Annotated in this window: 9 protein-coding genes; 3 read left to right on the top strand and 6 right to left on the bottom strand. The window is 62.7% G+C overall.

Annotation, left to right across the window (positions count from 1 at the left end; translation table 11 throughout):
• Positions 1-106 precede the first annotated feature (106 nt).
• The 3 genes from AC07OV_RS11505 to AC07OV_RS11495 form a co-directional block, all read right to left on the bottom strand.
• Positions 107-460, bottom strand: coding sequence for an MmcQ/YjbR family DNA-binding protein (locus tag AC07OV_RS11505; RefSeq protein WP_494998633.1), 354 nt, complete (start codon positions 458-460; stop codon positions 107-109).
• Positions 457-1,365 carry a LysR substrate-binding domain-containing protein gene (locus tag AC07OV_RS11500; protein WP_494998632.1) on the bottom strand — a complete coding sequence of 303 codons (909 nt, stop codon included), beginning with the start codon at positions 1,363-1,365 and terminating at the stop codon, positions 457-459. The genes AC07OV_RS11505 and AC07OV_RS11500 overlap by 4 nt, the downstream gene beginning before the upstream one ends.
• A 63-nt stretch (positions 1,366-1,428) precedes the next feature.
• Positions 1,429-2,802, bottom strand: coding sequence for an NAD-dependent succinate-semialdehyde dehydrogenase (locus tag AC07OV_RS11495; protein WP_494998631.1), 1,374 nt, complete (start codon positions 2,800-2,802; stop codon positions 1,429-1,431).
• Between the two features lie 188 nt (positions 2,803-2,990).
• Here AC07OV_RS11495 and AC07OV_RS11490 point away from each other — a divergent pair, with 188 nt between their 5' ends.
• Positions 2,991-3,887, top strand: coding sequence for an AraC family transcriptional regulator (locus tag AC07OV_RS11490; RefSeq protein ID WP_495092283.1), 897 nt, complete (start codon positions 2,991-2,993; stop codon positions 3,885-3,887).
• Here the strand turns inward: AC07OV_RS11490 and AC07OV_RS11485 are convergent.
• The gene (locus AC07OV_RS11485; RefSeq protein WP_494998629.1) at positions 3,853-5,043 is read right to left on the bottom strand and encodes an MFS transporter; all 1,191 of its coding nucleotides are present in this window, start codon (positions 5,041-5,043) and stop codon (positions 3,853-3,855) included. The two genes, AC07OV_RS11490 and AC07OV_RS11485, sit on opposite strands and share 35 nt — an antisense overlap.
• A gap of 232 nt (positions 5,044-5,275) precedes the next feature.
• On the opposite strand from AC07OV_RS11485, the gene AC07OV_RS11480 reads away from it, so the two are divergent.
• Positions 5,276-5,887: an FMN-dependent NADH-azoreductase gene (locus tag AC07OV_RS11480; protein ID WP_176998147.1), complete on the top strand. Its 612-nt coding sequence runs from the start codon at positions 5,276-5,278 to the stop codon at positions 5,885-5,887.
• Between the two features lie 229 nt (positions 5,888-6,116).
• Positions 6,117-7,154: an alpha/beta hydrolase family protein gene (locus tag AC07OV_RS11475; protein WP_176998148.1), complete on the top strand. Its 1,038-nt coding sequence runs from the start codon at positions 6,117-6,119 to the stop codon at positions 7,152-7,154.
• Here the strand turns inward: AC07OV_RS11475 and AC07OV_RS11470 are convergent.
• A complete protein-coding gene (locus AC07OV_RS11470) occupies positions 7,148-8,323 on the bottom strand; it encodes an MFS transporter (protein WP_494998627.1) in 1,176 nt (391 codons plus the stop codon). The two genes, AC07OV_RS11475 and AC07OV_RS11470, sit on opposite strands and share 7 nt — an antisense overlap.
• A gap of 104 nt (positions 8,324-8,427) precedes the next feature.
• Entirely contained in the window at positions 8,428-11,769 is a 3,342-nt protein-coding gene (locus tag AC07OV_RS11465; RefSeq protein WP_495092265.1) for an AAA family ATPase, read from the bottom strand.
• Position 11,770: the final 1 nt, after the last annotated feature.

Here is an 11,770-nt window from a genome sequence, read left to right as displayed (position 1 = left end):
CAAGAGCGTTTTGCTGGGCCTGTCCCGTGACAACGGCCGCCATCGCAGGCAAGCCAGCTCCCACATTTTTGATCGCAGGGCAACAGTTGGAAAGCTGTCAGACCCCTTACTCCAGACGCAACCCCACCTGCGCCCGCTTGGGCAACTTACCCACCACCAACTGGTGAGACCGCTGCAACAGCCCCCGCAACTCCTCAGCCCCCAGCGGATACGGCGTATTCATGATCACCCACTGCGCCCGCGCCAAATAAGGCGCCGGATGAATCCCCGGCCGGTCGATATGCCCAAGAAACAACGCCTTGTCGACCTTGAACGCCAACGACTCCCCCCGCAGATTCTGCAAGGCAAACATCTTGTTGCCCGCAATCGAAAACACCCGCACACCGCCCCATTTATAGTCCTCCCGCGCACCGGGCAAACTCAGGCAGAACGCCGCGACCTGGGCTTCAGTCATCTTCATAACAAGCGATCTCCACAGCCCTTGAAGGCCTCTTCCAGGTAATCGATCCACGCGCGAATGGCCGGCAGCACCCCACGGCGATGCGGGTACACCGCCTGCAACCAGCCGCCCGGCGACGACCATTCGGGCAGCAGTTGCACCAACGCGCCGCTGGCCAATTCTTCCTCGCAGTACATCATCGGCAGCACGGTAAACCCCAGGCCCTTGAGGGCGCAGGCCTTGCGCACGATAAAGTCGTCGATGCCCAGGCGCGCCTCCATCGACAAGTCCTCGGCATTGCCTTGGGGGTCGATCAGGCGCAGGTGGACCAGGCGATCGGCCTCCAGTGCACCGAGCACCGGCAGTTGCTTGAGGTCTTCCAACGTGTTGATCTGTCGCCCCTGTAGAAACGCGGGGCTGGCGACCAGCAGGGTCTGAGCCTGGCGCAGGCGCTTGGTCACCAACAGCGGATCTTCATCGCCCAGCTCGCGCACGCGCAGGGCCACGTCGATGCCTTCGGCAACCAGGTCGACACGGCGGTTGACCAGGGTCATTTCCAGCTGCACCAGCGGATGGGCGGCGAGAAAGCCCGCGACCATCTCCGGCAACATGTGCTGGGCCATGCCCACCGGGCAGCTGACACGCAACCGTCCCCGAGGCTCGCTGGACATGCTGGCCACGGCCTCGTCGGCCATCTCCGCTTCCAGCAACATCGCCTGGCAGTGACGCAAATAACGTTCGCCGACGGCGGTGAGGGTGAGTTGACGGGTGGTACGTTGCAGCAGGCGGGCGCCCAGGCGTTCTTCCAGCTCGGCAATGCGCCGCGACAGCCGCGACTTGGGAATGCCCAGCAGCCGGCCGGCAGCGGCGAAGCCACCGGCTTCCACGACTTTGGCGAAATAGTAGAGGTCGTTGAGGTCTTGCATGGTCAACCTATTGTCCTGTCAATGGGACGAACTATCCGCGTATGGCGTGGGCAAATCCAGCCCCTACATGCCGGCCATCAACACATACTTCACATGCACGTACTCTTCGATCCCGTAATAGCTGCCTTCGCGGCCATACCCGGATTGCTTGATGCCGCCAAACGGAATCGAGGCGGTGCCCACGGAGCCTGAGTTCAGAATCACCATGCCCGCTTCAAGCCGGCGAGACAGGCGCAACGAACGGCCCAGGGCGCTGGTGTAGGCGTAGGCCACCAGGCCGAATTCGGTGCTGTTGGCGCGTTCTATCACTTCTTCTTCATCGTTGAAGACATAGAGGGCGAACACCGGGCCGAAGATCTCCTGGGTGGCCAGCGGCGAGTCATCCCCCAGGCCGGTGAGGATAGTCGGCGCGTAGAACAGGCCACCCTTGGCGTGAGGCTTGCCGCCCATGAGTACGGTTGCGCCGGCAGCCCTGGCGTCTTCCACCAGGCGCACCACCTTGTCAAAACCCAGCTGATTGACCAGAGGCCCGACCACAAAACCTTCGCGCAGGCCCTGATCCACTTCAATTGCGGCAACCGCCTGCTTCAGGCGCTCGGTGAACGCCTCAAGGATGCTCTGCTGCACAAAGATGCGGTTGGGTGAGATGCACACCTGGCCAGAGTTACGCAGCTTGGCGCTCACCAAGCCTTGTACGGCGGCGTCCAGGTTGGCGTCCTCGAACACGATAAACGGCGCGTTACCGCCCAGTTCCAGGGTCATCTTCTTCACGGTGGCGGCGCATTGCGCGGCGAGCAATTTGCCCACGGCGGTGGAGCCGGTGAAGGTGATCTTGCGGATACGCGGGTCGCCGGTGAGGATCGGGCCGATTTCCTTGGGGTCGCCCACTACCACTTCCAATACGCCTTCGCCGATGCCGGCGTTGCGCGCGTATTCCAGCAGCTTGAGGGCGGTCAGCGGCGTGTCTTCAGCCGGCTTGATCACCATGGTGCAACCGGCGGCCAAGGCGGTGGCGACCTTGCGGGTGATCATCATGAACGGGAAGTTCCATGGGGTGATGGCCGCCACCGGGCCGACCGCTTCCTTGGTGACCATCACCTGGGCGTTACGGTCGTGGGTGGGGATAGTGTCGCCGTAGACGCGCTTGGCTTCTTCGGCGTACCACTCGATGAAACCCAGGCCGTAGTCGATCTCGCCACGGGCTTCGGTCAGGCATTTGCCGTTTTCGCGGCACAGCAGTTCGGCGAAGGCTTCCTTGTCGGCCTTCACGCTGTCGTGCCAGCGGCGCAGGATGTCACTGCGCTCCTTGGCGAGTTTGCCGGACCAGTCGGGGAAGGCGGCGCAGGTGCGGTCGACGGCGGCCTTGACCTCGGTCGCAGAGTGTTTGGCTACGCGGCCGATTTCTTCACCGTTTGCAGGGTTGTAGACGATAAGCATGGGGGAATCTCCGTGGGCTGAAAGTGCTGTTTCAGGCTACGGAAAAGCGCTGTTTGGGCGAATATCCATTCCAATGTGCTGATTGCCTATTCCTATGAGTGCGTAGCGCCAGCCACCTCTGGCGCAGTACTGTGTGGCTTTGCAGAGGAGCCGATGCCGTGGGCCGTACACAGAGAATTGTCGAGCTGATGAGCGCCCTGGCGCCTGTTGAAGGCTATAACCTGAGCGTATTGGATGACGTGCGTTTCCTGCGTTCCAACCGGCCGCTGCACCGCGTGCCGGTGCTGTACGACCCGGGCATCGTGATCGTGTGCCAGGGCCGCAAGAGCGGCTACCTGGGCGAAGAGATCTACCGCTACGACGCCCAGCATTACCTGGTGGTGTCGGTGCCGGTGCCGTTCACCATGGAAACCGAGGCCAGCGAAGCGGAACCGATGCTGGCGGTGTACCTGCGGCTGGACTTCAGCCTGGCGGCCGAGTTGATGCTGGCGCTGGATAACTTCCCCGAACTCCCGCAGGCCAAGCCGCGGGGCATGTATTCCTCGCCCATGGATGAGCGGCTCAGCGAGTCATTGCTGCGCTTTCTGGAGGCGATGAGCGTGCCGATGGAGGCGCAGATATTGGGGCCGACCTTAATGCGCGAAATCTACTACCGGATTTTTACCGGGGAGCAGGGCGGCTCAATGCGAGCCGCGCTCAATCGCCAGGGGCAGTTCGGCAAGGTGGCGCGGGCGATTCGCAAGATCCATGCGTGCTACCACCAACATCTGGACGTGGAGGCGCTGGCGGGCGAGGCGATGATGAGTGTGCCGAGTTTTCACGCGCATTTTCGCACGGTCACCGACACGTCGCCGATGCAGTACCTCAAGTCCACGCGCCTGCATCAGGCGCGTTTGTTAATGCTGCGCAACGACATCACCGCCGCCACTGCGTGTGCCAAGGTCGGTTATGAAAGCGCCTCGCAGTTCAGTCGCGAGTTCAAGCGCTTCTTCGGGCGCACGCCCCAGGACGAGATCCAGTGGATGAAGCGCACCTATGCGCTGCCGGCGCCTACGACGTCGTCGATTTACGTGTCATCCCACTGAGCAGGGTGATCAGCAGGGCGAGCCCGGCAAACCCGGCGCCGGTGAGCGCCTGACCCTGCCAGCCGTAATGCTGTGACGCAAAGGCGCCGGCCGCAGAGCCCAGGGCGCCGCCGATGAAGTAGACCACCATGAACACAGTGTTCAGGCGGCTGGTGGCCGAAGGTTCCAGCGCCAGCACGCGGGTCTGGTTGGCCAGTTGGTTGATCCGGTTGCCGAGGTCGAGGAAGGTCGCCGCGATGAGGATCGGCCACCACCAGCCGCTCGGGCCGAAGGCGTAGATCAGGGCAAAGGCCACCAGCACGGTGCCGATGCCGACCCATTCCAGCAGTTGGCTGTGGCGGCGGGTCTGTTGGCCGATGGTGGTGGCAAGGAGGATGCCGACGATCGCCGACAGCCCCAACAAGCCCGCCTGCGCACTGGAGAAACCATAGGGCGGCAAGGCCAGCAACGCCGCCATCGAGCCCCAGAACACGTTCAATGCGCCAAACACCAGGCCGGCCTTGAGGGCCGACAGGCGCAGGGTAGGGTGCTGCCGGGCCAGGCCCCACAGCGATTTGAGCAAGGCGCCGTAGGCCAGCTTGCTGGTAGAGATGGACACCGGCATGCGCGTCAGGATCGCAATAAACAGCAGCACATCCAAGGCTGCCGCCAGGGCGAACATGCCGCGCCAGCCCAGCCAGCCACTGACCACGCCGCTGACGGTCCGGGCCAGCAGGCCACCGGCAGACAGGCCGCTGACCATCAAGCCGAGGACCGCGCCTTTTTGCGCTGGCTCGCTGAGGTCGGACGCGGCAGGGATGATCACTTGGGCGCTGATCCCCGACAGGCCCAGCAGCCCGCTCGCCACCAGCAGCCAGGTAAACGAGGGCGCCGAGGCCGAGGCCAGCAGGCTGATGAAGTTCAGGCACAGCACGGCCAGGATCAAGGTGCGCCGGCTGATGCGGTCGCCCAGCGGCACAAACAGCAAAAGGCCGCAGGCGTAGCCGAGCTGGGTGAGCATTGCGATCTGGCCGACATGGGCGGTGGTCACGTCGAAGCTGGTGGCGATCAGCGGCAGCATCGCCTGGTTGTAGTAGATGGTCGCGACCGAAAACCCGCAGCAGATGGCGAGCAGCAGGGTCAGGCCCTTGGTCAGGACGGGGGAGTTCGCGTGCATGGCAGGCCCGGTGGCTGGCGGATTTGCGGCGAGAATGCCGCGTGGCGCGGGTGAAATCCAGCACCACAGAGGATTGGGCAATAAACCTGGGGGATTGGATCAGGGCGGAAATGGGATTGTCCTGCTGGCAGGACAAACAGTCGCATTTGAGCTGTCTAATCGTTTATTGGGTTCATGTGTAGGATCAACCTCAATTGATCGCCCAGTGGCGATCCTCACTTGGAGATCACCCATGAAACTGTTGCACATCGATTCCAGCATCCTCGGCGACAACTCGGCTTCCCGCCAGCTCAGCGCAGGCGTGGTCAAGGCCTGGCAAGCCGCAGAGCCAGGTGTGAGCGTGACTTACCGTGACCTGGCAAACGAAGGTATCAGCCACTTTTCCGGCCTGACCTTGGGCGCCCTGGGCACTGCTGCCGAACTGCGCGATGCCGTGCAAAAGCACGAGGCTGAACTGAGCGCTTCGTCCCTGGCCGAATTCATCGCCGCTGACGCCGTGGTGATCGGCGCACCGATGTACAACTTCTCGGTGCCTTCGCAACTCAAGGCCTGGATCGACCGCATCGCGGTGGCCGGCCAGACCTTCCGCTACACCGAAGCTGGCCCTGAAGGCTTGTGCGGTGGCAAGAAGCTGATCATCGTGTCCACCGCCGGTGGTCTGCACGCTGGCCAGCCGAGCAACGTCGGCCATGAAGAGTACTTGAAGCTGGTGTTTGGTTTCCTGGGCATCACCGACATCGAATTCGTCCGCGCCCAAGGCCTGGCCTACGGTGATGAAGTGCGCAGCAAAGCCCTGAGCGACGCCAACGTACTCATCAGCGAACAATTGTTCGCCGCCGCGTAAGGCTTGTGTAAATTTCGCCTTTCCTCGGTTTCAATCTGAAGCCGGGCGCCTAAACTCTGTATTCTGGTCACCTGAACACGACCGGAGTACGGAGTTTTTTCGTTTACCCGCTGTCTCTACTTTGGCCCAGGTTATGCAGTCATGGGTTTACCACCCGGTACGAGCACCTTGAACCATGGACTTTTCAAACAGACATGCCGGTTTTAATGCAGCAAAGGTGGACATCCTCATGATGCGTCTTTGTGCTGTTTTGGTACTTTCCCTGCTCGGTGGCCTGATTTCAGTGCACGCCGCCCCCGCGCCGCACCCGCATTGGAGTGTGGGCTTCCATCGCATGACGTTCCTCGATCCGCTGGACTTGCAGCCGATGAAGGCCATCGCGTTCTACCCGTCCACCGACGATCAACACTCCACCCAACTGGGTCCTTATCACGTCGCGGCTACCGAAGACTCCAAGGTCGCCATCGGGCGCTTCCCGATGCTGATGCTGTCCCATGGCAATACCGGTACACCGCTGGCCCTGCATGACCTGGCCACATCCCTGGCGCGAAAAGGGTTTGTGGTGGTGGCGGTACTGCATCCCGGCGACAACTACAAGGACCACAGCCGCCTGGGTACGGTAAGCAACCTGTACGGGCGGCCGATCCAGATTTCCGAAGCCATCACCGCCACCTTGGGCGACCCGATGCTGTCGCCGTTCGTCAATGTGGATCAGGTGGGGGTGATCGGCTATTCGGCCGGTGGCGAAACCGCGCTGATCCTGGCGGGGGCCAAGCCCGATTTCGATCGCCTGCGCCGCTATTGCCAGGAACGCCCGGAAGACCGCGATGCCTGCACCACCAAAGGCGAATTGGTGGTCGACCGCGACGATCTGCAACCCCAAGCCGACCCGCGTATTCATGCCTTGATGTTGATGGCGCCGCTGAGCCTGATGTTCGGCCGCCACACCCTGGCCGATGTGCATGTGCCGGTGCTGCTCTACAGCGGCGACGGCGACAAGCTGGTGGCCGTGGACAAAAACGCCGCTGCCCTGGCGCGCAAACTGCCGGAACCTCCGGATTTCAAACTGCTGGCCGGGGCAGGGCATTTCGTGTTCATGGCGCCGTGTGACAGCGACCAACTGGCCGCCATGCCGGCGATCTGCACCGATGCCGACGGGGTGGACCGCGAGGGCATTCACCGCGACCTGGTGTCAGAGGCCGGGCGCTTCTTCATTCACACCCTGGGTCAATCGACCCGCGCCGGGTTGCAGACCGCAGATCAGTAAGCGCGGCGCTTGAGCAGCACGGTCACGGCCAATGCCGTGACCGACAGCAGCGCAGCGCAGAAGAAGATCCAGCCGTAACCCAGGTTCAACGCCACAAACCCCATCAACGGCCCGGCAATCGCCAGGGCCAGGTCAAAGAACACTGCATACGCGCTCAACCCCGCGCCCCGGCTGCTGTTGGGCACTTGCTTGATGGCTTCTACGCCCAGCGCCGGGTACACCAGCGACAAACCAAAGCCTGTCAGCCCGGCGCCGATCAGCGCGACGCCGGTGGACGGCGCCAGCCACAGCAAGGTCAAGCCCAGGGTTTCGATGGTCATGCAGGCAATCGCCGCCCTGAACCCGCCAAAGCGGCTGATGGCCGAGATAAACACCAGGCGCGACAGGATAAAACACACGCCAAACACCGTGAGGCAGTACGCCGCACCGGCCCAGCCACGGTTGAGGTAATACAACGTGATAAACGTGGTGAGGGTGCCGTAGCCGATAGATGCCAGGCACAAGCTGGCGCCGAACGGCGCAATACGCCCGAACACGGCCCAGAACGGCAAGCGCTCGCCACGCACCACTGGCACTGACGGTTTGTTGCGAATCAGCAAAAGGCCCAATGCGGCCAACACCGACAGCGCGATGCCAAGGCTGGTGTAGCCGTACTCGGCCACCATCACCACGCCCAGCGGCGCACCAATGGCGATGGCGCCGTAGGAGGCGATGCCATTCCAGGAAATCGAGCGCGCGGTGTGTTCGGCGCCGACCGCGCCCATGCACCAGCTGATAGTGCCCACGCCGATCAGGCCTTGGGCCACGCCGAGCAACAAGCGGGCAACAATCAAAATACCCAGGCTCAATGACGGCGTGCTTTGCACCAGCGTTGCCAGGAACGTCAGCACGCCGCTGACCAGAATGCCGGCCAGGCCCAGCACGATGGCGCGCTTGGTGCCGACGTTGTCGGACATGCGTCCGGCCATCGGGCGGCTGAGCAGGGTGGCCAGGTATTGCGAGCCGATGGTGATCCCGGCGACTACGGCGCTGAAACCCAGTTGCTCATGGACATAGCCCGGGATCACCGCAATCGGCAGGCCGATGCAGATAAAGGCGATGAAGGTGTAGAAGACGATGGAGACGATCTGCAGGGTGATCGACAGGGAGCTGGGGGCGGCGGCAGGCATGGGGACTCGTTCGCGGGCGGGCGGTGAGGGCATGATGGCAAGGGCATGACGGAAAAGGAAGCAGGCTAACTACTTTGTTGAGCGTACGGGCCGACCGATCCTCTCTAGCCCGCGTCGCTCAAGCTTTGCATCACACGTGGCATGGTTGCCACGAACCCTAGGCGCTCCGATTCGCGCTGCAATACCTTCAAGTCTTCGGTGCTTGAACTGTCGCGATGCTGCAAACATTGGCCCGCCACCTCGATCAAGCGCACATGATGGCTGACCCAGGCACAAGGTGCAGTCTGGGCAAGGGCCTCCAGGCCTTGGGCATGCCGGCCGGCCTGCTCGAAATCGCCACTGAGCAGGCACGTTTCGGCCGCCGCCACCCTGAAACGAAGGGCGTTATGCGCCAGGCAATCCTGCGTAAGCAGGGCTTCGCCCAGCACCAGCATCTGGCGGCTGAGTCGCGCGTCGTCGAGAATCAAGGCAAGGCTGCCGTAGACCCAGGGGCCGATGTAACGCTGCAACGCATAGCGCTCCACCAAACTCACGGCCTCGTAGATCAGTGTTTGCGCCCGATCGCGTTGATTCTGGCGCAAGGCTAAACGGGCCTGGCCTTCCAGCAGAATTGCCTCGAAGCGACTGGCGCCTATCTCACGGGCCAGTGCCAGGGCATTCGTCAGTTCCTGCTCGGCTTGCTCGTCCTGCCCCGTCGCCACCAGCACCCAGGCGGCGGTCAATCGGGAAAAGACTTCCGCGCGGCGGTTACCGACCTGACGGCTGGACACGGCAGCATCCATGGCGTCACGCAGGGCCAGCACCGGCCGCCCCAAGTAAATTAGCGCCGAGCCGCGAGCACTGCGATTGCCCGCTTCGACATGGGGCAGCCCGTGCTGTTCGCACAACCGCACGCACTGGTCGAAGACCTCATACGCGGTCTGCATCCGTCCTTGGGCGTAGTAGGAATCACCGATTCCGCCCAGAGCCTTGGCCTCGGTTTCCAAGTTCGCCGCGATACGCGAGAACGACAGTGATTTCTCATGCAGGCGACGGCACTCGGCGTAGTCGCCTCGCGGAAAGTAAATATCCCCGCGCAGTTGATACAAGCGGGCCAGTGCCGTGTTCGCCTGCAACGCTCGGGCGCTGGGGAGTATGGCTTCGATCAGCTGTTCCTCGTCCTCCAGGCAATCGAGCGTATTGAGCACCGGCGCCAGCCCCAAGGCCGCCTCAATCCGCTCTTGCGGCTGAGCGGCGAGGGCCAGGGCGCTCTGGAAACAGTCCCGCGCGCGAGCTATTTGCCCCAGGCCCCAGTGAGCCTGGCCACAGCGCAGTGCGAGGGTATAACTGCCGGCGGCGCGTTCGACGAAATCTGTTCCCTGTAGCCCCAGCGCAAGCACGCTGTCGTACTGGCAGGCCTGGAGCTTCTCGTCCATGGCGACCAGCAACGCATCGAAAGCCGTGGGGTCCCTGGCCAGCAACAAGTGCTGTGCATACAGGCTGCGATCACGCTCGCGATATAACTTCGCCACTTCGCCATGCAACTGTTCGCGCAGGGCGTTGGGTATCGCATCGTAGAGGCAGTGCATGACCAGGTCATGGACGAACAAGTAGCGACCCGGTTCAATTTCCCGTAGCAAACCCTCGCGCATATCTGTGCTCGGCAGATAATCCGGCTGCCCCAGCGCCTCGCGCCAAAGGTTCAACTCGCAACGGTTGCCGAAAATCGCGGCGTAACGCAAGGCATGTCGCTGCTCGGGCTGCAGGCGGTCGGAACGGGTCTGGATCAGGTGGCGCAAACTGTCTGGGAATACACCTTCGCGACTCGACAGCAGTTGCGTCAGGTACAGCGGGCTGCCTTGGGCACGCTTGACGCAGTCCGCCCGGTAGGCCGGGTCGACCTCGCTGAACTGATCGGCCAGCAGGCTGGCCTCGCGCGCTCGGATCGGAGCGATATCCAGCAGGCTCATGGGGGTACTGAAATACGGGCGCAGGGCGCTTTCCAGCGGATCGCCTTCATGGCGCGAGGTCAACAGCCAAACCAAGGGCGCCTCGTTCGTCGCTTCGAGCAGCTTGCCCAGCAGGCTGCACAATGCGACCTCGGCCCAGTGAAGGTCTTCGATGCAGATCAACAATGGCTTGTGCACCGCCAGCCGCAGCAGCAACTGTAAAAGCGCCGAAAGCAAGCCCTGGCTGCGCACTTCACTGCTCATCGCCGCGTACTGCGTGAGGGAATGCCCGGGAGGCTCGTCAACCCGGTGTAAGCCCGTCAGCACCCGCAGGAACAGTTGGTGTTCGTCTTTCAGCTTCAAGCGCAGCATCGCGCTTTCCAGTTCCGGAGCGCCGTCTTGTCGGTGCATGTCGAGGTCAAGCAGGCTGCGTACCAGTTGCCCCAATGGCCATAGGGCGTTGTCCATGCCGAAATCCAGCACGTCACTGCGATGACAGGCAAAACCGCCTTGGCGGGCCATCTCGAAGAACTCGGTGATCAGGCGTGTCTTGCCGATACCGGCCATGCCACGCACATACACCACATGCCCGTCCTGATAGGCCTGAGTGGCCTCGATGACACCCTTGAACTGCAGCACTTCGACGGTACGCCCCACCAAGGGGCGCGAGGCATTCTCGTCAAGGTTGCGCAAGCGCAGGCATAAGCGATAAGCGGGGAACGGCTCATCGGCCGGGGAAAACTCGAAACGCGTGCGAAGCTGTTCCACCAGGCCTTGGGCGACATTCACCGGTGCATTGCCATGCGGTTCGCGCGGGGTGTGGCCGCGCAACTGGCGCAGTACTTCACCCATCGTGGCGTCCTCGACGTTCTGGCGAACCAGTTGCAGCACAATCCCGAAACCAGGTTTGGCTAACTGTTCGCGGCTCAACGCTAGCGCACACAGCAGCGCTCGCTCGCTGTCGCTGCGGTACGCTTGCGGCGCGCCGAACCGGGCGACCACGATGTCGTCCGCACGCACCATCGGCACACCGCCGAACTGGCGGATCAGCCGCTCGATCTCTGCCACTCGGGAGGCTTGTTGTTCCGGGCGGGAGAGTTCACCCGACACCGGCGTTTCAAAGCTCAGTTGCAACACATAGCGGATCACATCGTCATCGATCTGGCGCAATGACTGCGTTGCCAGGACCGATTTGTGCAACTCGGTCACTGACTGTTCGATTTCCGCCAGGGCGCGTGTGACGGAGTGCCCGAGTAACGCTTCGACGTCGATCTGGAACGCTGTCGCCAGGTGGTGGGCCGTCCGATAGAGCACTGGCTTGCCGGTCTCGGCACGCTTGATGGAGGCAATGGACACACACAAGTGAAGGTTCAGGCAGGCCTCGGCCAGGGTTTCCTGGCTCAGGCCGCGCTGTTTGCGCAACCCTTTCAACAACCCGGCGTCCAGCAGCACGCGCCCGTCGGAAATCGCCGGGGCCTGCAGGGGGGGAACAGCCAACGCGTTCTGTTTGAAATCCATG

This window comes from Pseudomonas sp. GW821-FHT09A09, from assembly GCF_059418405.1.
This window is presented reverse-complemented; position numbering and strand designations above follow the sequence as displayed.

Excerpts from the sequence above, each read along its gene's own strand:
- AC07OV_RS11505 (WP_494998633.1), bottom strand. The coding sequence starts at position 460 with ATGAAGATGACTGAAGCCCAGGTCGCGGCGTTCTGCCTGAGTTTGCCC.
- AC07OV_RS11500 (WP_494998632.1), bottom strand. The coding sequence starts at position 1,365 with ATGCAAGACCTCAACGACCTCTACTATTTCGCCAAAGTCGTGGAAGCC.
- AC07OV_RS11495 (WP_494998631.1), bottom strand. The coding sequence starts at position 2,802 with ATGCTTATCGTCTACAACCCTGCAAACGGTGAAGAAATCGGCCGCGTA.
- AC07OV_RS11490 (WP_495092283.1), top strand. The coding sequence starts at position 2,991 with ATGAGCGCCCTGGCGCCTGTTGAAGGCTATAACCTGAGCGTATTGGAT.
- AC07OV_RS11485 (WP_494998629.1), bottom strand. The coding sequence starts at position 5,043 with ATGCACGCGAACTCCCCCGTCCTGACCAAGGGCCTGACCCTGCTGCTC.
- AC07OV_RS11480 (WP_176998147.1), top strand. The coding sequence starts at position 5,276 with ATGAAACTGTTGCACATCGATTCCAGCATCCTCGGCGACAACTCGGCT.
- AC07OV_RS11475 (WP_176998148.1), top strand. The coding sequence starts at position 6,117 with ATGATGCGTCTTTGTGCTGTTTTGGTACTTTCCCTGCTCGGTGGCCTG.
- AC07OV_RS11470 (WP_494998627.1), bottom strand. The coding sequence starts at position 8,323 with ATGCCTGCCGCCGCCCCCAGCTCCCTGTCGATCACCCTGCAGATCGTC.
- AC07OV_RS11465 (WP_495092265.1), bottom strand. The coding sequence starts at position 11,769 with ATGGATTTCAAACAGAACGCGTTGGCTGTTCCCCCCCTGCAGGCCCCG.